This is a genomic window from Pseudoduganella danionis, assembly GCF_009720775.1.
In the GTDB taxonomy this organism is placed as follows: Bacteria; Pseudomonadota; Gammaproteobacteria; order Burkholderiales; family Burkholderiaceae_D; genus Rugamonas; species Rugamonas danionis.
This window is the reverse complement of record NZ_WNKW01000006.1, coordinates 242,767-264,793: the sequence shown is the minus strand read 5'-3', so window position 1 is coordinate 264,793 and position 22,027 is coordinate 242,767. Positions and strand designations below refer to the sequence as shown.

Annotated in this window: 19 protein-coding genes; 17 read left to right on the top strand and 2 right to left on the bottom strand. The window is 60.1% G+C overall.

Annotated features, from left to right (window positions below; genetic code table 11):
* Window positions 1-224: 224 nt before the first annotated feature.
* The 11 genes from GM655_RS19375 (at window position 225) to GM655_RS19325 (ending at window position 11,726) form a co-directional block, all read left to right on the top strand.
* Complete coding sequence (locus GM655_RS19375; protein ID WP_155436306.1) at window positions 225-854, top strand: hypothetical protein; 630 nt, start codon at window positions 225-227, stop codon at window positions 852-854.
* A gap of 433 nt (window positions 855-1,287) precedes the next feature.
* On the top strand, window positions 1,288-1,536 hold the full coding sequence (locus tag GM655_RS19370) for a DUF2442 domain-containing protein (protein WP_155436305.1): 249 nt from the start codon (window positions 1,288-1,290) through the stop codon (window positions 1,534-1,536).
* A gap of 82 nt (window positions 1,537-1,618) precedes the next feature.
* Entirely contained in the window at window positions 1,619-2,434 is an 816-nt protein-coding gene (locus GM655_RS19365; RefSeq protein WP_155436304.1) for an endonuclease/exonuclease/phosphatase family protein, read from the top strand.
* 4 nt (window positions 2,435-2,438) lie between these two features.
* On the top strand, window positions 2,439-3,602 hold the full coding sequence (clsB, locus tag GM655_RS19360; RefSeq protein ID WP_155436303.1) for a cardiolipin synthase ClsB: 1,164 nt from the start codon (window positions 2,439-2,441) through the stop codon (window positions 3,600-3,602).
* Window positions 3,599-3,976 (top strand): RNA-binding S4 domain-containing protein, encoded by a 378-nt coding sequence (locus tag GM655_RS19355; RefSeq protein WP_161036099.1) that lies wholly within the window; start codon window positions 3,599-3,601, stop codon window positions 3,974-3,976. The genes clsB and GM655_RS19355 overlap by 4 nt, the downstream gene beginning before the upstream one ends.
* A gap of 204 nt (window positions 3,977-4,180) precedes the next feature.
* Complete coding sequence (locus tag GM655_RS19350; RefSeq protein WP_155436302.1) at window positions 4,181-4,801, top strand: TetR/AcrR family transcriptional regulator; 621 nt, start codon at window positions 4,181-4,183, stop codon at window positions 4,799-4,801.
* 68 nt (window positions 4,802-4,869) lie between these two features.
* Window positions 4,870-6,660 (top strand): acyl-CoA dehydrogenase C-terminal domain-containing protein, encoded by a 1,791-nt coding sequence (locus GM655_RS19345; RefSeq protein WP_155436301.1) that lies wholly within the window; start codon window positions 4,870-4,872, stop codon window positions 6,658-6,660.
* An 18-nt stretch (window positions 6,661-6,678) separates the two neighbouring features.
* Complete coding sequence (locus GM655_RS19340; RefSeq protein WP_155436300.1) at window positions 6,679-9,078, top strand: 3-hydroxyacyl-CoA dehydrogenase/enoyl-CoA hydratase family protein; 2,400 nt, start codon at window positions 6,679-6,681, stop codon at window positions 9,076-9,078.
* A 77-nt stretch (window positions 9,079-9,155) separates the two neighbouring features.
* Window positions 9,156-9,605 (top strand): YiiD C-terminal domain-containing protein, encoded by a 450-nt coding sequence (locus tag GM655_RS19335; protein ID WP_155436299.1) that lies wholly within the window; start codon window positions 9,156-9,158, stop codon window positions 9,603-9,605.
* 41 nt (window positions 9,606-9,646) lie between these two features.
* Window positions 9,647-10,843 (top strand): acetyl-CoA C-acyltransferase, encoded by a 1,197-nt coding sequence (locus GM655_RS19330; RefSeq protein ID WP_155436298.1) that lies wholly within the window; start codon window positions 9,647-9,649, stop codon window positions 10,841-10,843.
* Between the two features lie 103 nt (window positions 10,844-10,946).
* Window positions 10,947-11,726 carry an enoyl-CoA hydratase gene (locus GM655_RS19325; RefSeq protein ID WP_155436297.1) on the top strand — a complete coding sequence of 260 codons (780 nt, stop codon included), beginning with the start codon at window positions 10,947-10,949 and terminating at the stop codon, window positions 11,724-11,726.
* 18 nt (window positions 11,727-11,744) lie between these two features.
* On the opposite strand, the gene GM655_RS19320 is transcribed toward GM655_RS19325, so the two are convergent.
* Window positions 11,745-12,515, bottom strand: coding sequence for a substrate-binding periplasmic protein (locus GM655_RS19320; protein ID WP_155436296.1), 771 nt, complete (start codon window positions 12,513-12,515; stop codon window positions 11,745-11,747).
* Window positions 12,516-12,676: 161 nt separating this feature from the next.
* On the opposite strand from GM655_RS19320, the gene pnuC reads away from it, so the two are divergent.
* Window positions 12,677-13,249, top strand: a complete 573-nt coding sequence (gene pnuC / locus GM655_RS19315) for a nicotinamide riboside transporter PnuC (protein WP_155436295.1) — start codon at window positions 12,677-12,679, stop codon at window positions 13,247-13,249.
* Window positions 13,250-13,319: 70 nt separating this feature from the next.
* Window positions 13,320-14,867 (top strand): methyl-accepting chemotaxis protein, encoded by a 1,548-nt coding sequence (locus tag GM655_RS19310; protein ID WP_155436294.1) that lies wholly within the window; start codon window positions 13,320-13,322, stop codon window positions 14,865-14,867.
* Between the two features lie 28 nt (window positions 14,868-14,895).
* On the opposite strand, the gene GM655_RS19305 is transcribed toward GM655_RS19310, so the two are convergent.
* Window positions 14,896-15,732: a response regulator transcription factor gene (locus GM655_RS19305; RefSeq protein ID WP_155436293.1), complete on the bottom strand. Its 837-nt coding sequence runs from the start codon at window positions 15,730-15,732 to the stop codon at window positions 14,896-14,898.
* Between the two features lie 313 nt (window positions 15,733-16,045).
* Between GM655_RS19305 and GM655_RS19300 the strand changes: the two genes are divergently transcribed.
* From GM655_RS19300 to mnmC1, 4 genes are all read left to right on the top strand, one after another.
* Window positions 16,046-16,537: a winged helix-turn-helix transcriptional regulator gene (locus GM655_RS19300; protein WP_155436292.1), complete on the top strand. Its 492-nt coding sequence runs from the start codon at window positions 16,046-16,048 to the stop codon at window positions 16,535-16,537.
* A 187-nt stretch (window positions 16,538-16,724) separates the two neighbouring features.
* The gene (locus tag GM655_RS19295) at window positions 16,725-19,586 is read left to right on the top strand and encodes a GGDEF domain-containing protein (RefSeq protein ID WP_371866896.1); all 2,862 of its coding nucleotides are present in this window, start codon (window positions 16,725-16,727) and stop codon (window positions 19,584-19,586) included.
* Window positions 19,587-19,624: 38 nt separating this feature from the next.
* On the top strand, window positions 19,625-20,188 hold the full coding sequence (locus GM655_RS19290; RefSeq protein ID WP_155436291.1) for a DNA-3-methyladenine glycosylase I: 564 nt from the start codon (window positions 19,625-19,627) through the stop codon (window positions 20,186-20,188).
* On the top strand, window positions 20,185-21,912 hold the full coding sequence (gene mnmC1, locus GM655_RS19285) for an FAD-dependent 5-carboxymethylaminomethyl-2-thiouridine(34) oxidoreductase MnmC1 (RefSeq protein WP_155436290.1): 1,728 nt from the start codon (window positions 20,185-20,187) through the stop codon (window positions 21,910-21,912). Before GM655_RS19290 ends, mnmC1 begins: the two co-directional genes overlap by 4 nt.
* Window positions 21,913-22,027: the final 115 nt, after the last annotated feature.

The window sequence follows — 22,027 nt, the reverse complement described above, 5'->3', positions numbered from 1 at the left end:
CGGGAAATCATTTTTTGAGACTGGAACAGGAAGCTTTTTTACTATTTATGAAAAGTCAAAAAAACTTAATAAAATTATTACTTTCCTTCCAACTTTGCGGATTTGTTACAAGTGCATCAGCTAATCTGGAAAAGGTTGGAATGGTCGATCGAGATGCCATTTCTGTTGACTCGAGTGATGTTCATCTTTCTAAAAATGACAATCGGATTATATTTTTTTAATGGGTGCAGACTCATATTTTAGATTCTGACTCTAGAAAGAAAGATGGGAAAACTTACAACAACGTATTTGAAAGTACTGCTGTTAATTGTGATGATACTCAAAGACGCTTTGTATTGAAAAAAAATTGGGTTAATCAGAGAACGGTTAATGGTGTTAGAGTCGGTGAAATTTCGACTGTTGCAACTGAGGAGTATTTTGAGTCAAAAGGAAGCCATACACTCCCCCAGCCGACATCGACGAGCCGTAATTCTCCCGCAGCAATTGCAGTTGCTTATGCTTGTGCAGTTGCCGAAAGTAAGATTACTGGTAAGCCCATCAAATATGTAGATATAACTAAACCTAGAGAAGATGCTAGGCACCTGCTATGTGAACTCAGTCTTGCGAGAAACCCTAGTCGAGAAAAAAATGAAGTACCAATTGATTTTGAGGAAGACACTCAACGAGTATTTATGCATGGCTCCCTCATGACTGATGGTAGGGTGACATCTGATGATGTGGTAATTGTCATCCGATCTTATTACGAAGATCCTTATCTAACGAAGCTAACTATTAGTCGCCGCACAGGTAGAGCTTCCGATTCGACGCAATCCGCTTCAGGTTTGTGCCGTGTTATGCCTGTAAGGCGATTTTAAAACTTTGTCGTAGAATAGTTTGGTGGCTAAATGTTTCGATAGTGAGCAGTTAAGTACCTAGAGCTTGCTTTCTTTGCATATTTTTCGTAAAAAATGTTCCATAGTTTTGGAGGTGGATTTAGGTTTCGCTATTGATAAGTCTGCGTGAGTAGACTTCGTCATGCTGTTGATTGTCGCCATGGATCTAGAATTGGCAGCCCGAAAAGCCGTGATTCAGATGTAGTTGTGCATACTGGTATTGTGAAACTTGTTTATGGGCGAGTGAGTATTTATTGAAGTTGTCCGCTGAGTCTCTCGATTTACGTTGGTTCATGAAAAAATTCTAGTTAAGGATGTGTCTGCTTGGTCCAGTTAGTGCAGTTTACCGAGCAGGAATTGCGTGAAATTGAGCGTATCATTTCGAGGCACAAGCTGGAATTTCTGAGGAGGTGGGATGAACACTTTTACCCTAGGTGAGCGCATACAGCATGCTTCGATCAGCGCTACCCACCTGACGGTTGAACTGGCCGATGGCCGGCAGATCAGTACGCCGCTAGCGTGGTATCCGCGTCTGGCAGGCGCCAGCCGCGCGCAGCTAGATCAATGGCAAATCATCGGCGATGGCGAAGGGCTGCACTGGCCTTTGTGTGACGAAGACCTGAGTCTGGCCGGTATGCTGCGCGGCGAGCGGGCTCCGGCTTAGGCGGTTTTTTTCGGACTGTTCACACCCGCAATATGTGCGGCGACATACGCCGCAGCTCCGGACTCAGGGTTAGAATAAGCCTATGAGAATCCGCGTTGCTACTTACAATATCCACAAGGGTGTGTCGGCCATACGCAGCGAGCCGCGCGTGCTGGCACTCAAGCAGGCCATCAGCCTGTTCGATGCCGATGTCGTTTTTTTGCAAGAGGTGCAGGGCCAGCATGATCGTAAGGCGGCCAAATACGGCGCCGAACATCTGGGCCGCAAGCATTGGCCTGCTGCGGCGCAGCATGAGTATTTTGCCGGCGAATCGCGCCATGCCCATGCGGCCTATGGCATGAATGCCGTGTACGACCACGGCCACCACGGCAATGCCCTGCTTAGCGCCTTCCCGATTGCCAACAGCATCAACCACGATGTGTCCGACCACGCTTATGAACAGCGCGGCATCCTGCACTGTGTGCTGGACACGGCGCGCGGCCCCGTGCATTGCTATGTGGTGCACTTCGGCCTGTTCGAGGCAGGACGGCGGCGCCAGACCCAGGCGCTGATCGCGGCCGTGCGCGAATCGGCCCCCGACGGCGAGCCCGTGATCATAGCCGGCGACTTCAATGACTGGCGTAACAGCCTCAGTGCCGAACTGCGCAACGCGCTCGGCGTGCGCGAAGCGTTCGATGAAATCGGCAGCAATTCCGCGCTCGATGAGCTGGTGCGTACGCTGCGCCGCAAGCAGGGCGTGCACCCGGCCCGCACCTTCCCTGCGGCGCTGCCGTTTTTCCGCCTCGACCGCATCTATGTGCGCGGTTTTCATGTGGAGACAGCGCAAGTGCTGCACGGCAGCCTGTGGGCCAAGCTGTCCGACCATGCGCCCATCGTTGCCAATCTGACGCTGACCTGAACCTATGCCCACCGTCAACTTCGTTGCGGATAATGATGTGCGGCTGCTGCACACGGGCGCTGAGTTTTTTCCTGCGCTGCTGGCTGCCATCGATAGCGCGCAGTACGAAATCTATTTCGAGACCTATATCTTTGCCGACGATGCCACCGGGCGGGCCGTGCTGGCCGCGCTGGCCGAAGCGTCGCGCCGTGGCGTGCAGGTGCGCATGATTACCGACTGGTGGGGCACGGGCCGTGGCCGCATCGCCCAGATGCATGCCCAGCTGATCGAAGCCGGGGTCGAGCACCGTATTTTCAATCCGTGGTTCAAGCGCGGCGTGACGCGCACCCACCGCAAGCTGTGCGTGGTGGACCAGTCGCAAGCGTTTGTGGGCGGCATCAATGTGGTCGATGACATGCGCGGCGACCATGGTGGCACGCTCAGTCTGGCCGCGCCGCGCTGGGATTTTGCCGTGCAGGTCATCGGCCCGCTAGTGGGCACCATCCATATGGAAATGCAGAGCCAGTGGCTGCGGCTGGGCAAAATGGGTCTGATCAAGCGCTTCGAGCTGTACCGCGACTTGCGCAAAGTGCAGAAGCAGGCCGTGCAGAACATGGTGCAGGCCGGTTTCGTCGTGCGCGACAATCTGCGTAACCGCCGCACCATCCAGCGCGCCTATCTGCAGGCGCTGGGGCAGGCGCGTCATAACGTGCTGCTGGCCAATCCGTATTTCGCGCCGGGTGCCAAGTTCCGCCGCGCGCTGGCGGCCGCGGCCGAGCGCGGCGTGCAGGTGACGCTGCTGATAGGCGTGGGCGAGTTCTGGCTGCAGGATGCTGTCGCCCATTCGTTCTACCCCAAACTGCTGGCCGCCGGTGTGACCGTGGTGGAATACCGCAAGACGCAGTTGCACGCCAAAGTGGCGGTGATCGATGATGACTGGGCCACGGTAGGCTCGAGCAATGTGGACGGGCTCAGCCTGTTCCTGAATCAGGAAGCCAATGTGGTCATCAAGGATGCCGCGTTTGCCAGCAGCCTGCGCCAGCACATCGAGGCGGCCGTGGGCGAGGGCGTGGTGATCCACACCAGCGATTTCGAGCATGTGGGGCGCTGGCGCCGGTTCGGCTACGAACTGGCTTATTTTGCATACAAGATGATTATGCGCATAGTCGCAGTAGGGAAATACGCGTGAACGAGAATGGCAGTGTAAGACTGGATAAATGGCTGTGGGCGGCCCGCTTCTTCAAAACCCGTTCGCTGGCCACCGATGCCGTCGATAGCGGCAAAGTCAAACTGGGCGGTGACAAGGTGAAACCGGCGCGTGCCGTGCGCATCGGCGATGTGCTGGACATCGATAACGGTTCCGACCGCTGGGAAGTGGACGTGATGAATCTGTCCGAAGTGCGCGGCCCCGCCACGGTGGCGCGCAATCTCTACGAAGAAACCGATGCCAGCGTGGCGCGCCGGGCCGAAGTGGCCGAACACCGCCGCCTGTACCGCGAGCCCGGCGCCGATATCAAGGGCCGTCCCACCAAGCGCGACCGCCGCCAGCTGGGCAAGCTATAGCACGTTCGTGCTGATTTTGCTGCGTCGCATCAATAGAACCACACCTCTAACGGTACTGTTTGACATTTACCCCTTGGTAGATAATAGTACGAGCGTTCGCAATTCTTTCACACGGAGTAAATTTAACTAGCGCAGAATGCTATTTCTTCTCCTAGATTAATTTTTACCTTGGGACGTAATCTTATTAATACCTCAACTAAATTTATGCGCAAAGGTGAGCTGACACGGGCTGCAATTCTGGACGTGGCACTGGATCTGGCCAGCCGCGATGGTCTTGAAGGCCTGACCATCGGGTTGCTCGCGGATAAGATGAACATGAGCAAGTCCGGAGTGTTTGCCCACTTCGGTTCGCGTGAAGATTTGCAGTTGGAAGTGCTGAAGCTGTATCACCACCGCTTCGAACAGGAAGTGTTCTTCCCCAGTGTGAAAGAGCCACGCGGTATCCAGCGTCTGCAGTCGATGTTCGCCCGCTGGGTGAAACGGGTCAGCGTGGAAGTGGCTTCCGGTTGTATCTATATCAGTGGCGCCGTTGAATATGACGACCGTCCGGGCCCTATCCGCGAAGAGCTGATGGCCATGGTCGGCGCGTGGCAGGGCGCCTTGCTGCGCTGCGTGAAGCAGGCGGTCGAATGCGGTGATCTGAAAGCCGATACCGACCCGCAGCAACTGGTATATGAAATGTACGGCCTGATTCTGGCCCTGCACCACGATGCGCGTTTCCTGCGCATTCCGGGCAGTCTGGCACGGGCCGGCATCGGTTTTGAACGCCTGTTAGGTACGTATCGCAATCCGCAATCACCGGCAGCGGTGGTCGCACAGCACTAAACGCAGTATCTCATCCGCTCACCATTTAAACATTTCGTAGTCACTACAAAAGTCATCAGGAGAAAATCATGGGTCAATACGTCGCACCAATCCGGGATATGCAATTCGTTCTGCACGAGTTCCTGAACGTCGGTGAAGAACTGAAAGCATTGCCGGACTACGCTGAAGTTGATGCCGACATCATCAACCAGGTGCTGGAAGAAGGCGGCAAATTCACCTCGGAAGTGCTGTTCCCGCTGAACCACTCGGGCGACCGCGAAGGCTGCAAGCACGACGCTGCAACCAAGACCGTGACCACCCCTAAAGGCTTCAAGGAAGCCTACCAGCAGTACGTGGAAGGCGGCTGGGCTGCACTGGCCTGCGATCCTGAATACGGCGGCCAGGGCCTGCCAGTAGTGCTGAACAACTCGTTCTACGAAATGCTGAACTCGGCCAACCAGGCTTGGACCATGTACCCTGGTCTGTCGCACGGCGCTTACGAGTGCCTGAAAGAACACGGCACCGACGAACAGAAAAAAATCTACCTGCCTAAGCTGGTTTCGGGCGAATGGACCGGCACCATGTGCCTGACCGAGCCACACTGCGGTACCGATCTGGGCATGCTGCGCACCAAGGCGATTCCACAGGCTGACGGTTCGTGGGACATCACCGGCGCCAAGATCTTCATCTCGGCCGGCGAGCACGACATGTCGGAAAACATCCTGCACCTGGTGCTGGCCCGCGTACCGGATGCACCGGAAGGCTCGAAAGGCATCTCGCTGTTCCTGGTACCTAAGTACCTGCCGAAAGCTGATGGTTCGATCGGCGAACGCAACCCGATCACCTGCGGCGCGATCGAAGAAAAAATGGGCATCCACGGTAACTCGACCTGCCAGATGAATCTGGACGGCGCCAAAGGCTGGATCATCGGCCAGCCGAACAAAGGCCTGAACGCCATGTTCGTGTTCATGAACGCTGCCCGTCTGGGCGTGGGCATGCAGTCGCTGGGTCTGACCGAAGTGGCTTACCAGAACGCGCTGGTGTACGCCAAGGACCGTATCCAGATGCGCTCCCTGTCGGGCGTTAAAGCACCTGATAAAGCTGCTGACCCTATCATCGTGCACCCTGACGTGCGCCGCATGCTGCTGACCGGTAAAGCCTATGCTGAAGGCGCGCGCGCTTTCACTTCCTACGTGGCACTGCAGATCGACCGCGAACTGCACCACCCGGACGAAGAAGTGCGTAAAGAAGCCGCTGACGAAGTCGCGCTGCTGACCCCTATCGTCAAAGCCTTCATCACCGACAACGCGTGGATCGCTACCTCGGAAGCCATGCAGGTGTACGGCGGCCACGGCTACATCTCGGAGTGGGGCATGGAGCAGTACGTACGTGACGCCCGTATCAACCTGATTTACGAAGGCACCAACACCATCCAGTCGCTGGACCTGCTGGGTCGCAAGATCCTCGGCGACAACGGCGCCAAGCTGCGTAAATTCGGCGAGAAAATCAAAGCCTTCGTAGAAGACAACGGTACCGATGAAGCCATGAGCGAATTCGTGACCCCGCTGGGCGATCTGGGCGACAAGGTCACCAAACTGACCATGGAAATCGGCATGAAAGCCTTCCAGAACCCGGACGAAGTCGGTGCTGCCTGCGTGCCTTACCTGCGCGTAGTCGGTCACATGGTGTACAGCTACTTCTTCGCTCAAATGGCGAAGATCGCGCTGGCCAAGGAAGACAGCGGCGACAACTTCTACAAAGCCAAACTGGCGACCGCACGCTTCTATTTCGCCCGTCTGCAACCAGAAACTGCAACCTTGATTCGTCAGGCACGTTCGGGTTCGGCCAACCTGATGGCCCTCGACGCTGACCTGTTCTAAGCAACTTAAGGATACGACATGACCAATTTCATCGTTAAAAAAGTAGCCGTGCTGGGCGCCGGCGTTATGGGCGCGCAGATCGCCGCTCATTGCGTCAACGCCAAAGTGCCTGTGGTGCTGTTCGACTTGCCTGCCAAAGAAGGTCCGAAAAACGGCATCGTGCTGCGCGCTATCGAGAACCTGAAAAAGCTCTCGCCTGCACCGCTGGGTAACAAGGAACACGCTGCCCTGATCGAAGTCGCCAACTACGAAGACGACCTGGCCAAGCTGGCCGAGTGCGATCTGATCATCGAAGCGATCGCCGAGCGTCTGGACTGGAAACACGATCTGTACGCCAAAGTGGCTCCGCACATTGCACCGAACGCGATCTTCGCGTCGAACACTTCGGGCCTGTCGATCACCAAGCTGTCGGAAGGCTTCGACGCGGATCTGAAATCGCGCTACTGCGGCGTGCACTTCTTCAACCCACCGCGCTATATGCACCTGGTCGAAATCATCCCGACCGAGTTCACCAAGCCGGAAATCAGCGACCAGCTGGAAGGCTTCCTGACCACCACGCTGGGCAAAGGCGTGGTACGTGCCAAGGACACCCCTAACTTCATCGCTAACCGCGTAGGCGTGTTCGGCATTCTGGCCATCGTGCACGAAGCCGAGAAATTCGGTCTGTCGGTTGACGTGGTCGACGATCTGACCGGCGCCAAACTGGGCCGCGCCAAGTCGGGTACCTTCCGTACCGCCGACGTGGTCGGTCTGGACACCATGGGCCACGTGATCAAGACCATGCAGGACTACCTGCCTAACGATCCGTTCGCTGCCGTCTACAAAACCCCGGCCGTGCTGGCTGGTCTGGTAGAAAAAGGCGCGCTGGGTCAGAAGACCGGCGCCGGCTTCTACAAAAAAGTAGGCAAAGAGATCCAGCGTCTGGACTTCGCTACCGGTGAATACGTCACCGGCGGCGGCAAGGCTGCCGACATCGTTGCCCGCATCCTGAAAGAAAAGGATCCGGTCAAGAAGATGAAAGCACTGCGCGAATCGACCAATCCACAAGGCCAGTTCCTGTGGGCGATCTTCCGTGACGCATTCCACTACATCGCTATCCATCTCGACAGCATCGCCGACAACGCGCGCGAAATCGACTTCGCCATGCGCTGGGGCTTCGGCTGGAACGTGGGCCCGTTCGAAACCTGGCAAGCCGCTGGCTGGACTCAGGTTGCCAACTGGGTCAAAGAAGACATCGACGCAGGCCACGCACTGTGCAACGCACCGCTGCCAGCCTGGGTATTCGAAGGCCCTGTGGCTGAAAAAGGCGGCGTCCACACCCCTGAAGGTTCGTGGTCGGCCGTATCGAAATCGTTCGTGCCACGTTCGGATCTGGCCGTGTACGAGCGTCAGCAGTTCCGTGCTCCGGTATTCGGTTCGGGCGCCATCGACGGCCGCACTGCCGGCACCACCGTGTTCGAGGACGACTCGGTACGTCTGTGGCACAGCGGCGACGAGGTGCTGGTCATCTCGCTGAAGACCAAAATGCACGTGATCGGCCAGGGCGTGATCGCTGGCTTCAAGATGGCTCTGGCGGAAGCCGCCAAGAACTACAAAGGTCTGGTGATCTGGAGTGCCGACGCTGCTGAAGGCGGCGCCTTCTCGGCCGGTGCTGACCTGCAATCGGCGCTGCCAGCGTTCATGCAGGGTGGTGCTAAAGCGGTTGATCCTATCATCCGCGAACTGCAAGACACCTTCATGGCCATGAAGTACTCCAACGTTCCAGTGGTGGCCGCAGTAGCCGGTCTGGCACTGGGCGGCGGCTGCGAAATGGCGCTGCACGCATCCAAGCGTGTAGCTTCGATCGAGTCCTACATCGGTCTGGTGGAAGTGGGCGTAGGCCTGATCCCTGCCGGCGGCGGTCTGAAAGAAGCGGCAGCACGCGCTTACAAAGAAGCCAAGGGCACCGACATCCTGCAATTCCTGAAAACCGGCTTCACCAACGCGGCGACCGCCAACGTGTCGAAATCGGCTCTGGAAGCACAGGCCATGGGCTACCTGAAAGAAGACGACGTGATCGTGTTCAACCCTTACGAACTGCTGCACGTCGCGAAAGTAGAAGCACGCGCCATGTTCGACAAGGGCTACCGTCCACCACTGAAGGCACCGATTCAAGTGACCGGCCGTTACGGCTACGGCACCATCAAGGCCCAACTGGTGAACATGCGTGACGGCGGCTTCATCTCCGCGCACGACTTCAAACTGGGCGAAATGATTGCCGAGATCGTGTCCGGTGGCGATATCGATCAGGGTTCCTTCGTGAGCGAACAGTGGATTCTGGATATGGAGCGTAAAGCTTTCCTGGAACTGCTGAACCATCCGAAGACCCAGGAACGCATCATGGGCATGATGCAGACCGGTAAGCCAGTGCGCAACTAAGCAGTACGCCAAGAGCTTCTGAACGCATGTCTGCCCTGAGCCTGATTTTTAAAGTATTACTGCGAGTGAGACCGAGCATGGTGTATGACCGTATCAAGCAACAGATGATGGATACCCTGCCGCTGGTACGCACGCTGGGCATCAGGATAGACGAAATCGGCAACGGCACCGCGCAGGTGTCGATGCCGGACGACCAGAAGCTGCACAACCACTTGGGCACGCCGCACGCCGGCGCGCTGTTCACGCTGGCCGAAACGGCCTCCGGGGCAGCCATGGCGGGCGGTTTTGCGGAGCTGATTCCTACTCTGCGCCCTGTGGCCAAGGAATCGCGCATCCAGTATCAGAAGGTCGCCAAAGGCGCCACCCGTGCGGTGGGCCAGGTGCCCGGCGATCTGGCCGCGCTGAAGGCCGAGTTGAAAGCGCAAGGCAAGGTAGCGTTTCCCGTGGAAGTCGATATTTTCGACGCCGCCGGCACGCTGGCCGCACAGGTTCAAGTGGAATGGTATTTATCCGAGAAGCGTAGCTAACATCGCAACCGACTTCGATCAAAAATTTTTGAAAGAATAAAATGAGCAAACAAATTCAAGACGCCTACATCGTCGCCGCGACCCGTACCCCGATCGGCAAAGCGCCACGCGGTATGTTCAACAAGACCCGCCCGGACGATCTGCTGGTGCGCGTGATGCAATCGGCACTGGCACAGGCTCCTGGCCTGGACCCAGCCCTGATCACCGACGCCATCATCGGCTGCTCCTTCCCTGAAGCAGAGCAGGGTTTCAACATCGCCCGTCAATCGGTGCTGCTGGCTGGTCTGCCACGCACCATCGGCGGCGTGACCGTCAACCGTTACTGCGCTTCCGGTATCACCGCGCTGGCCATGGCCGCTGACCGTATCCGCGTTGGCGAAGCCGATGCGATGATCGCCGGCGGCGTGGAATCCATGTCCATGGTCCCGATGATGGGTCACCATCCTTCGATGAACCTGAACATGTTCACCGACGAAAACGTGGGCATGGCCTACGGCATGGGCCTGACCGCTGAAAAAGTGGCGACCCAGTGGAAAGTTTCGCGTGAAGCGCAGGATGCGTTCTCGGTCGAATCGCACCGCCGCGCTATCGCTGCCCAGCAGGCTGGCTTCTTCAAGGATGAAACCACGCCAGTGGAAATCATCACCCGTACGCCGGATCTGGCGACGGGCGAAATCAAGATCAAGACCCGCACCGTGGATACCGACGAAGGCGCCCGTGCTGATTCGACCATCGAATCGCTGGGCAAGCTGAAGCCAGTGTTCGCTGCCAAAGGTTCCGTCACTGCCGGTAACAGCTCGCAGATGTCGGACGGCGCAGGCGCGCTGCTGGTGGTATCGGAGAAGTTCCTGCGCGAGCACAACCTGACCCCGCTGGCCAAGTTCTCCTCGTTCGCTGTCAAAGGCGTACCACCGGAAATCATGGGTATCGGTCCTAAGTTCGCGATTCCAGAGGCTTGCAAAGCGGCCGGCATCACCCAGGATCAGCTGGACTGGATCGAACTGAACGAAGCGTTTGCTGCACAGGCACTGGCCGTGATCGGCGATCTGGGTCTGGACCCGGCCAAGGTCAACCCAATGGGCGGCGCGATTGCGCTGGGCCACCCGCTGGGCGCCACCGGTGCAATCCGTGCTGCCACCGTGGTACACGCTCTGCGCCGCAACAACCTGAAATACGGCATGGTCACCATGTGCGTAGGCGCCGGTATGGGTGCCGCTGGTATCATCGAGCGCGTATAAACTAACGCGTACGGCGGCTGCATAGACCGCATAGGCGCTTGAGCGCAACCGTCCAAAGGGCGCTGGGAATTTTCCGGCGCCCTTTCACTATTTTGGAGACAGCATGGATATTTTGAGCAGCATTAGCAACGGCGTACTGACGCTGGAATTCAACCGCCCCGAGCGCAAGAATGCGATTACTTCGGCGATGTACCAGAGCATGGCCGACGCCATCAACGCTGCCGAGCAGGACACCAGCGTGCGTGCGCTGCTGATCTGCGGCAAACCGGAAATTTTCACGGCCGGTAACGATCTGGAAGACTTCATGAAGTCGGCCCGTCCCGATGATGGTGCCGGTATTGAAGCGCGCTCGGTGTATCAGTTCATGATGGCACTGGCCAACTGCAGCAAGCCGGTAGTGGCGGCGGTAGCGGGTGCGGCCGTTGGCATCGGCACTACGCTGCTGCTGCATTGCGATCTGGTCTATGCCGCCGACAACGCCAAGTTCTCCGTACCGTTCGTGCAACTGGGGCTGTGCCCTGAGTACGGTTCCAGCCTGCTGCTGACGCAGGTGGCCGGTTATCCGCGTGCGGCGGAAAAGCTGATGCTGGGCGAAGCCTTCCTCGCGCAGGAAGCGTTGGAAATGGGCCTGATTTCGAAAATCCTGCCGGCTGCCGAACTGCGCGCGTTTGCTGAAGCACAGGCGGCCAAGCTGGTGGCACTGCCGGCCAGTTCGCTGCGCGTGACCAAGCAGTTGATGAAGGCTGCCCGCAAAGGCCCGGTAGCGGATGCGATTGCGGCAGAAAACGTCCACTTCGGCGCCATGTTGGTGGCACCGGAAGCGCGCGAAGCTTTCATGGCCTTCTTCCAGAAGCGCAAGCCGGACTTCAGCCAGTTCGCCTGATGGCGGCAGGGCGGCGGCTCAGAATTCGCCGTAGCGGTTGCGGATTTCGGCCAGCACGCCCTGTTTTTCCAGCCGCGTAATGGCGGCATTGATCTGTTCCAGCTCTTCGGTCGTGGTGGTGTTCTTGTTGAGCATCAGGTGCACGGGCGCACGCAGTACCGTGACGGGCAGCGCGCTGATGGCCAGCCCCAGTTCGCGTGCTTCATAGCGTAGCGCCGCACTATCGCCGAGGATGACGTCGGCCCGTCCCGCCTCCAGCATGCGTACGCCTTGCTGGAAATTCAAAAAAGTACTCAGGTGGCCGGCGGCCAGCAACTGCGGCTGCAGTTTGGCATAGGCCGTGCCATACCAGCCCACCTTGGGCGCCAGCAGCGATACCTGCATGGCCAGCAGGCCATCGAGGGCGCGCAACTGCTGGTAGCGCGGCAATTGTTCTGTGCGTACAAACAGGTTCACCGATTCGGTGCGGTAAGGAATGCTGAAACGCGCAATCTTGCGCCGCTCTGCCGTGTCGGATGCGGCCAGCAGCATATCCAGGCTGCCTTGCTCGAACTGGCGCTGGCGCCGCGCCGTGGGCAGTTCCGGCATCAACTGCAAAGCGCAGCCGGCTTCGCGCAGTATGGCCTGGGTCAGCTCCAGATCCAGCCCCGTGGGCGCGCTATTCGGTTTGCTGTAGACATAGGGAGGCCATTGCTCTAAAGCTAATTTTAGCTGACAGGGGGCAGCTTGCGCCGGCAGGGCGGTCGCATACAGCAGGGCCACAGTAGTGCCGACGGTACGGGCTTGCATGAGGAACCAATCTTTGAACTTTGTCTACAATTTGCCAGAAGTGGGGAGAATGTCAAGCATTCTGCATTTCCTGAAAGCAAGCTGGCCAGCACTGGCGGCGCGGCTTACCATAGCGCTGGCGGGAAAATGATGATGACCATATTCAACTGCGGGGACATGTTTTGGTTTCTACTCTAGAACTGGCGGCAAATGTCGTGATGACGGTGTCCATCGTGCTGGCGGGACGCAACAATGTGCACTCGTGGTGGTTGGGCGTGGTCGGCTGCAGCATGTTTGCCTTGTTGTTTTATGGCGTCAATCTGTATGCCGACGTGGCACTGCAACTGTTCTTTATCATCACCTGTTTGCTGGGCTGGTGGCGCTGGCGCCGTGGCGATAGCGGCCAGTACTTGCCGATCCGGCGCGTGCGTGCGCCTGTGTTGCTGTGGATGAGCGCGATTGCGCTGGCCGCCACGGCCGGCTATGGCCTGCTGCTGCAGGCTTATACCAATGCCTATGCGCCTTTCATCGATTCGGCCGTGCTGGCCTTCAGCATCGTGGCGCAGTTGCTGCTGATGGGGCGGCGCCTGGAAACCTGGCCGTTCTGGCTGCTGGTGAACAGTATTTCCGTGCCCCTGTACTTGAGCCGCGGGCTGCAACTGACGGCCTTGCTGTATGCGGCTTACTGGCTCAATGCGCTGGCTTCGTGGTGGTTCTGGCGTCGCCAGATGCTGGCGCAGCGACAACTTGCATAGTTTCATCGACTTTGAATTTTTCTCGTTTTATCATCGTGTTACTACGTAGAAAAAAATTAAAGGAGATGTCATGCAGTGGTTTTCCGACTTGAAAATAGGCCGCAAGCTCATCGTCGCTTTTGCTGCCGTGATTGCGCTGGCCACCTTGCTGGGGCTGTTTGCGATCCGCCAGCTCAACGTGGTGAACCAGGCTTCTACCGATATCGCCGACAACTGGCTGCCCTCGATCCGCACGCTGGGCCAGATCGAAGTGTCGCTGGCGCGCTACCGGATTTCCGAAACTACCCACATCGTCATGCATGACCCGGCCGAGTTCGCCAACGTGGAGAAGGCTATGGCGACCCGGCTGGACACGCTGCGCAAGCAGCAGGCCGCCTATGAGGCGCTGATTTCGGAAGCCGAAGAAAAGCGCGTGTATGGCGAATTCCGCAAGACGCTGGACGACTACTTGGCCGCCAGCCGCAAGCTGGTCGCCCTGTCGCGCGAAGACAAGAACGAGGAGGCGGCAGCGCTGTTGCGCGGGGACTCGAACAAGCTGTTCCGCACGGCTTTCGAGCAGCTCGATGCACTGGTGAAAATCAACGATGAAGGCAGCACGGCCTCCGACAAGGCGGCCGACGTGACCTATGCCAGCTCGCGCAACACCATTATTGCCGTGCTGGTGGTACTGGTGGTGATCAGCATGGGGCTGGCCGTGTATGTGGCGCGCATTGTCGCCACGCCGCTGGAAGAAGCGGTGGGCATCGCCGGCCGCGTGGCCGAGGGCGACCTGAGCAATGTTATCGTGGCCAGTACGCGCGATGAAACGGGCCAGTTGATGGACTCGCTGCGCGCCATGAACGACAGCCTGCTGAAAGTGGTGGGCGAAGTGCGCCACGGTACGGATGCGATCGCGACGGCCTCGGCCGAAATTGCCAGCGGCAATCTGGACCTGTCGCGCCGTACGGAAGGACAGGCCAGCTCGCTCGAAGAAACCGCCTCGGCCATGGAAGAACTGACTTCCACCGTGCAGCAGAACGCCGATAATGCGCGTCAGGCCAACCAGTTGGCCCAGTCCGCGTCCGGCATTGCCAGCGATGGCGGCAAGGTGGTCGATGAAGTGATTGTCACCATGGATTCCATCAGCGCCTCCTCGCGCAAAATCGTCGACATCATCAGCGTGATTGACGGCATCGCTTTCCAGACCAATATTCTGGCCTTGAACGCGGCAGTGGAAGCGGCCCGTGCCGGTGAGCAGGGCCGTGGCTTCGCCGTGGTGGCGACCGAGGTGCGCAATCTGGCCCAGCGTTCCGCTGCGGCGGCCAAGGAGATCAAGGAACTGATCGACGATTCCGTGCTGCAGGTGGAAAGCGGTACGGCGCTGGTGCAGAAAGCCGGTGCTACCATGGCGGAAGTGGTGTCCAGCGTGCGCCGCGTGAGCGATGTGGTGGCCGAGATTTCCGCTGCCAGCAGCGAGCAGAGCACGGGTATCGCCGAAGTCAACCGGGCCATCACCCAGATGGATGAAGTCACTCAGCAGAATGCCGCGCTGGTCGAGCAAGCTGCGGCCGCTGCCGGTTCCATGCAGGAGCAGGCCGCCAATCTGGCCGAAGTGGTCAGCAAATTCCGTCTGCGTTAAGGGGAAGGGAAGGGCTGCCGGCCCGGGCTTATTTGTGGCTGCCGGTTTCGGCCGGCAGCGCTTCTGTCGCAACGGCTGGGTTGCTTTGCTGCTGGCGGTAGGCGCTAGGGGTGAGGCCGGTGCTTTCGCGGAAGGCCGTGGCAAAGTTGCCGGCATTGTTAAAACCCACCATCAGCGCGATATCCTGCACTTCGATATCCGTTTCGCGCAGCAGATTCATGCCGCATTCAATGCGCGCCGCGCGGATGTAGGCAAACACCGTCATGCCCGTGTGGGCGCGGAATAGCTGGGACAGCTTTTCGCGGTAGGTGCCCACTTTGTTGGCAATTTCCGTCAGGCTGGGTGGCGCCGCCAGATTATTCGAGATCAGCCGCTTGGTGGCGTTGACGATCACCACTTCCGGGTCCGTCACGGCCACGATGGTATCGGCGATCGCGCTGTCGGCGCGCGGCACCAACTGCTGGCGCGCACGCATGGCCAGATTCAGGTGCACCTGTATGCGTGCCGCCAGTTCGCCCGGCGAGAACGGCTTGCCGACAAAATCCACCCCGCCCAGCGACAGGCCGAGGATGCGCTCTTCCGAGTTGTCATTGCCGCTCAGGAAAATGATCGGAATGTCCTGCGTGGCCGGGTTGGCTTTCAGCAGGCGGCAGGCGGCATAGCCATCCATGCCCGGCATGCGCACATCGAGCAGGATCAGGTCTGGCTGCTGGGCCAGTGCCAGCTGGTAGCCCTGCATGCCATTAAACGCCACCGAAACGGAATACGGCAGTTCGCTCAGCAGGTCGACCAGCATACGCTGCTCGAACGCGGAGTCGTCAACGACCAGTATTTTGCTCGATGGGGTGGGGCGGGCGGTTGGCATGGCCTTTGCTGGGTAATGGTTATGCAAGCTTTGTCACTATAAGTTGCATAGTAGCGCTTGCGGGCGAAAATGTTGAATAGTTTCTGTTTTCATTTGCAGGATATTAGCCATATGCTACCACTGGCTTGCAAGATTGTTGTAAATCGCCCCTCTTCGACACTATTTTTCATACTTTTCTCCGCTAGCAAAACTGCTCTCGCTTATGGCAAAAGCAGGCATTTTTCGGATCGTTAATAATGAATTCGCCTGGCAACAATGACCAGCCAGCCATATTGCATTAGCGATAACGAACTAGCAGACCAAGGAGTAAAGCATGAAACACACTGATTTTGGCAGCATGGCCTGTCCGATAGCCCGCAGTCTGGGCAAAGTGGGGGAATGGTGGAGCATCCTGATTCTGCGCGATGCGTTTTATGGCCTGACCCGTTTCGACGAATTTGAAAAAAGCCTCAAGATTGCTCCGAATATGCTGACGCGCCGCCTGTCCGGGCTGGTGGAAGGGGGGCTGATGGAACGCCGCCAGTACAGCACCCGGCCACCGCGCTTCGAATACATCCTGACCGAAAAGGGGCGGGCCTTCAAACCCGTGCTGCTGGCCTTCATCGCCTGGGGCAATGACCACCTGGCACCGGAAGGCGCCAGCCTGCTGGTAGTGAGCCGCGAAACCGGCAAGCCGGCCGATCAGGTGCTGGTCGATGCCAACAGCGGTCTGGCCATCAATGATGAAGACTATATGTTTGCACCGGGACCGGCCGCCACAGAAGGCATGCGCAACCGCCTGATGGAAATCAGCAAAATGGCCTGAGCCACACACAGACACTTGTAGGGAAGTGATGCGGCGCGACCCGGCAGGGAAGCGCCGTTTTTTTTGCTCATCAGAAATGTTCCAGCAGCGTTGGTGGCAGCGAATTTGTGGAATAATGTGTAGCGCGCAAACCCGCGCAGCTGCGACGGCTCCCGACCGGGGAGCCCCGAGTAAAGGAAAGCATAGAGTGTATCTGTTTGCGCATGATGAGGAACTGGCGCAGTGGCAGGCCGCGCTGGCCGATGCGCAAGGCGCCCAGCGCCTGCCTTTGCTGCAACTGCTGGCCTGGCATATGCGCCAGCGCGATCCGCAACAGGCGCGCCGTCTGTGCGCCGAACTGACTCCCTTACTGGCCTTGCTGCCGGCGCCGCAGGCGGCGCTGGCGCGTTGCCGCGTGCTGCTGATCGATGCGGAAGCGGAAGCGCTGCATGGCCGTCTGAATGCGGCTCATCTACTGTGCCTGCAAGCCTGCAATCAGCTAGAGTTGGCCAGCGCGGAATTACCGCGCGAAGCGGCGCTGGCGCAGGCCGATATCGAATGGCTGCAAGTGTGGATCGCCAATGACCGGGGCGACAGCCACGCGGCTGATCAGGCGCTGGCCCGGGCCGCGCAAGCTGCCCGCAGCGCCGGCGATGCAGTGCGCATCGACGTGATCGATGCTGCTAGCGGCATCTGCGATACCTTTAGCGACTGGCAGGCCGCGCAGCAGCGCTGGGGCCAGCGTTTCAGCACCGATCTGACGGGCATGGCGCCCATCGCGGCCGGCTGGATCAGCGACTTTTTCGGCACCTGTGCCTTCCAGCGCAGTGAATACGGGCGCGCCATCGGCCACCTGATGCTGAGTTTCGAAACGGCGCTGGCCACTGGCCAGATGCGCCGCGCCATCATCATCGCGACCAATATCGGCAACGGCTTTACCAGCCTGAATGCGCACGAGGCAGCGCTGGACTGGATGCAGCGCGGGTTGGATCTGGCCCGGCCTACGGGCTGGCCGCTGAGCATAGGCATGTGTTTGATGCAGACGGCAGAAACCCTGCGCCAACTGGGTCAGCGCGAAGCCGCCCGTACCCTGCTGCGCGAAGCGCTGCACACGCTGCAACCGCTGTCCGGCTCGCGCGCGTATGCCGTGGCGCTCGAATATCAGGGGGATCTGGCACTTGATCTGGGCCACCACGAAGCGGCGCTCGATAGTTTCACCCAGCTTGCCGCGCGTGGCGATGCGCTGCGCCAGTCGGATTTCCGCAGCAGCGCGCGGCGCGGTCAGGCGCACGCGCTGTCCCATCTGGGGCGGGCCGAGGAAGCGCTGGCGGTAGCCCAGGCTGCGCTGCAACTGGCACGCGAGCATGTGGATGCTTCGGCCCAGATTGCCGCGCTCAATGTGCTGGCCGATATCCATGCCCAGCATGTGCTGCCGGCGCCGGCCAATATGCAGGCGGCCAGTCCGGTGCTGCACTATCTGCTGCTGGCGCTGGAAGTGGCCGGCACCATCGATGGCTACACTGTTTCCGGTGCGCTGCTCGATGCCATCGCGCGCGAGTACGCCGCGACGGGCAATTACGAACAGGCTTACGCGATTTCGCTGCAGGCCGGCGCAGCGCGCGACCAGATCCACAGCCAGCAGGCCACCAACCGCGCCATCGCCATGCAGGTGCAGTACCAGACCGAACGTGCGCAGACGGAAGGCGAGCATCACCGTCAGTTGGCTGCCGCAGAAGCCCAGCGCGCCGAAGTGCTGCAGCAGACCAGTGCCACGCTGGCCCACCTGAGCGCCATCGGGCAGGAAATTACTGCCCATCTGGATGCGGCTGCCGTATTCCGTGCGCTGGACCGGCATGTGCACGGCCTGCTCGACGCTACCCATTTTTCCATCTTCCTGCTCGAACCCGACGGCGAATGGCTGACCTGTGCCTTCGGCACGGAAGATGGCAATCAGGTGCCGGCCGTGCGCGTGGCCCTGTCCGACCCGCTGGCCAATTCGGCCCGCTGCGTGCGCGAGCGGCGCGAAATCCTGGTAGAGCTGGGCGAAGCCGATCTGACGCCTAACCTGATACCGGGCACCTTGCCGACCTTAAGCCTGCTGTTCGCCCCGCTGCATGTGGGCGAGCGTGTGCTGGGGGTGATGACGGTGCAATCGCTGCAGGCCAGCGCCTACGGCGAACGCGAACGGCTGATTTTCCGTACCCTGTGCGCCTACGGCGCGATTGCGCTCGATAATGCGCGCGCCTACCGTCAGGTGGCCGCCACGCTGAAGGCGCTGAGCGCGACCCAGGAACAACTGCTGGAAAAGAATCTGGAACTGGAACGGGCCTACAAGGCGCTGGAAGAAGTCAGCCTGACCGACCAGTTGACGGGACTGCGCAACCGCCGTTTCTTCCTGCAGAATGTGGATGCCGATGTGGCGCTCAGCCTGCGCGCGCACGACGCTGGCCAGCACCGTGAGCTGACCATTTGCGACCTGACGGCCGCCAAGGATCTGGTGTTCTTCATGGTCGATCTGGACCACTTCAAGGAAGTCAACGACCGCTATGGTCACGCGGCCGGCGATTCGATACTGGTGCAGATGCGCGAGCGTCTGCGCGAAGTGTTCCGCGAATCCGATTATGTGATCCGCTGGGGCGGCGAAGAGTTTCTGGTGCTGGCACGTGCCACCCACCGCGAGGAAGCCCATGTGGTAGCGGAACGCATGCGCCGCGCCGTGGCCGAACGCGAATTCATCCTGCCCGACGGCGCCATGCTGGCGAAGACCTGTTCGATCGGTTTTGCCTGCTTCCCCTTCCTGCCCGAGCAGCCCCGTTTGCTGTCGTGGTCGCAGGTGGTGGAGCTGGCCGATCAGGGCCTGTACATCGCCAAACGTTCGGGCCGCAATGCGTGGGCGGCGCTGTACAGCACTGCTGCCACGCAGAGCGCCGGGGTGTTCCCGCGCCTGATGCAGCAACTGGAACAGGCCGTAACGGCGGGCGAAGTACGGCTGGTGACGAATCTGGCCGGTCCGCTCAATCTGGGCGGCGAACGGCGCCGCACCGGCCTGTCGAGCGATCTGGAAATCTAGCCGGCCCGAAGGCCGCAACTCAAGCTGTCTATTGCACCATGACTGAAAACCTTACGCGCTGCCGCTGGGCCAATCCGGCCAACCCGCTGTATCTGGCCTATCACGATGAAGAGTGGGGCGTACCTTGCCACGATGAGCTGCGCCTGTTCGAGATGCTGAATCTGGAGGGGGCGCAGGCCGGTCTGAGCTGGGAAACCATCTTGAACAAGCGCGCCAGCTACCGCGCGGCCTTCGACCAGTGGGATGCCGAGAAAATCGCTGCCTATGATGCCGACAAGGTGGCGCAGTTGCTGGCCAATCCCGGCATCGTGCGCAACCGTTTGAAGGTGGCGGCGGCCATCACCAATGCACAGGCCTATCTGCGTCTGCGCGCCAGCGGCACCACGCTTGATGCGTGGCTGTGGGCCTACGTCGGCGGCCAGCCGCTGGCGCCGGAGGCTGGCCCCCGGCCCGCCAAGACGGCGCTGTCGGACCGGATATCGAAAGACCTGTCCAAACTCGGTTTCAAGTTCGTCGGCTCCACCATCGTGTATGCCTATATGCAGGGCATAGGCATGGTGAACGACCATGATCCGGCCTGTTTCTGCCGCCAACCGCGATGAGCACCCTGACGACAGCCAGCCCTCGGGTCATCCTTGATACCGCGTTTGAAGACGGCGCCCGCTTCATGGCCGCATGGCGCGGGCTGGCGCCGCAGGCATCGCTGTTCTATCTGGCGGTGACGGCGCAAGTGCCGCCGGCCGAGAGTATCGGCGATGCCCAGTTGCGTGCGCTGTGGCCTTTGAATTTGCCGGGCTTTCATCGCATCGTGCTCGACGACGGCAGGGTGACGCTGGATCTGCTGGTCGGCGCGACCGAGGACGTGCTGCCGGAAATCGAAGCGCGGGTCGACCAGATTTATCTGCGCGCCGGGCTAGCGCCCATGCTGGCGCGCCAACTGGCGCGGCTGGCGCAGCCTGAAGCCGGGCTACTGGCCGAGGCACCCGACGAAGCCATGAAGCTGGCATTGCGCAAGCAGGGCTTTGTCGAGCAGCCGGTGCCGGCCGAGAATCAGAGCGGCATGGCCAGCGCCGGCTATCGCGCGCTGTACCAGAGCCGCAAGCCGCGCCGGACCGCGCCGCCCATGCCTGCCGTGCGGCAGGCCATCGTGATCGGTGCCGGCATAGCCGGCGCTTCGGCCAGCCACCGTCTGTGCGCGGCGGGCTGGCAGGTCACGCTGATCGAGCGCCATGGCGCACCGGGGCAGGAAGCGTCGGGCAATGTGGCCGGCATCTTCATGCCACTGCTGTCCAAGGATGACAATATTCCCACCCGCCTGACGCGTGCGGCCTTTTTGTTCGGCCTGCGCGAATGGCAGCGCCTGGGCGGCGTAGGCCAGGTGTTCGAAGGGGCTAGCTGCGGCGTGCTGCAACTGGCGCGCGATGCCGGCCATGCGCAGGTCCAGCAGGATGTGGTGGCGACATGGAACTACCCGCAGCAATACGTGCGCTGGCTCGATGCGCCCGCTGCCTCCGCCTTGCTGGGCGGGCCCACGCCGCATGGTGGCTGGCTGTTCGGGCAGGGCGGCTGGGCGCGGCCCGCTTCGCTGTGTGCGGCCTTGCTGGCCGCCTGCGGCAGCCGTCTGCAGCAGCGCTTCCACCGTGCAGCGCTGCGGCTCGAGCGTCACGGAGAAAACTGGCAGGTGTTCGATGCCGGCGGCGCCTTGCTGGCCGAGGCACCTACCGTCATCCTGGCCAACGGTGCCGGTGCGGTGGATATCGCCCAGGCCGCGCAACTGCCACTGGCGCGTCTGCGCGGGCAGGTCACCCATCTGGCGCAGGAACTGGGGCCGCGCCTGTCGCTGGCAGTCTGCCGCGAAGCCTATGTAACGCCACCCAATCAGGGCGTGATCTGCGCCGGTGCCACCTATAGCAGCGACGACGACCGGGAGCTGCGCACCAGCTGCCAGCAGGAGAATCTGGCCCGTCTGGCCGAGATTATTCCGGGCGAGGCGGTAGCGGCGCTGGCTGCCACGGCACCGCTGGCCGGACGGGTGGGCTTCCGCTGCGCGGCACCGGACCGGCTGCCGCTGGTAGGGCCGCTGCCCGATTACAGCAGCGGCGGGCGATTCGAAAGGCTGCGCGACATGCCTGTGCATGCGGGCTTGTATAGCCTGCTCGGCTATGCTTCGCGCGGCATCATCTGGTCGACGCTGATGGCGGAGCTGCTGGTATCGCAGCTGGAACAGCGCCCCATGCCGCTGGAAGCCACGCTGGTCGATGCGCTGGTGCCAGGGCGTTTTTTGCTCAAACAGCGGCGCCGCGCCATGCCGGCGGAAGGCGAGTAGACGCGGTATTGCAGCCGCAAGCAGCGTTGCGTTCGCGCATATACCGTGCTGGTGGCGGCATACGCTAGCAGCTATAATCAGAACGCTGGCTGCAGCCAGCGCTCTTTTCCTTGTA

What these genes read in the sequence shown, in the direction of transcription:
- GM655_RS19370 (WP_155436305.1), top strand. Translation starts at nt 1,288, where the DNA reads ATGAACACTTTTACCCTAGGTGAGCGCATACAGCATGCTTCGATCAGC.
- GM655_RS19365 (WP_155436304.1), top strand. Translation starts at nt 1,619, where the DNA reads ATGAGAATCCGCGTTGCTACTTACAATATCCACAAGGGTGTGTCGGCC.
- clsB (WP_155436303.1), top strand. Translation starts at nt 2,439, where the DNA reads ATGCCCACCGTCAACTTCGTTGCGGATAATGATGTGCGGCTGCTGCAC.
- GM655_RS19350 (WP_155436302.1), top strand. Translation starts at nt 4,181, where the DNA reads ATGCGCAAAGGTGAGCTGACACGGGCTGCAATTCTGGACGTGGCACTG.
- GM655_RS19345 (WP_155436301.1), top strand. Translation starts at nt 4,870, where the DNA reads ATGGGTCAATACGTCGCACCAATCCGGGATATGCAATTCGTTCTGCAC.
- GM655_RS19340 (WP_155436300.1), top strand. Translation starts at nt 6,679, where the DNA reads ATGACCAATTTCATCGTTAAAAAAGTAGCCGTGCTGGGCGCCGGCGTT.
- GM655_RS19335 (WP_155436299.1), top strand. Translation starts at nt 9,156, where the DNA reads ATGGTGTATGACCGTATCAAGCAACAGATGATGGATACCCTGCCGCTG.
- GM655_RS19330 (WP_155436298.1), top strand. Translation starts at nt 9,647, where the DNA reads ATGAGCAAACAAATTCAAGACGCCTACATCGTCGCCGCGACCCGTACC.
- GM655_RS19325 (WP_155436297.1), top strand. Translation starts at nt 10,947, where the DNA reads ATGGATATTTTGAGCAGCATTAGCAACGGCGTACTGACGCTGGAATTC.
- GM655_RS19320 (WP_155436296.1), bottom strand. Translation starts at nt 12,515, where the DNA reads ATGCAAGCCCGTACCGTCGGCACTACTGTGGCCCTGCTGTATGCGACC.
- GM655_RS19310 (WP_155436294.1), top strand. Translation starts at nt 13,320, where the DNA reads ATGCAGTGGTTTTCCGACTTGAAAATAGGCCGCAAGCTCATCGTCGCT.
- GM655_RS19305 (WP_155436293.1), bottom strand. Translation starts at nt 15,732, where the DNA reads ATGCCAACCGCCCGCCCCACCCCATCGAGCAAAATACTGGTCGTTGAC.
- GM655_RS19300 (WP_155436292.1), top strand. Translation starts at nt 16,046, where the DNA reads ATGAAACACACTGATTTTGGCAGCATGGCCTGTCCGATAGCCCGCAGT.
- GM655_RS19290 (WP_155436291.1), top strand. Translation starts at nt 19,625, where the DNA reads ATGACTGAAAACCTTACGCGCTGCCGCTGGGCCAATCCGGCCAACCCG.
- mnmC1 (WP_155436290.1), top strand. Translation starts at nt 20,185, where the DNA reads ATGAGCACCCTGACGACAGCCAGCCCTCGGGTCATCCTTGATACCGCG.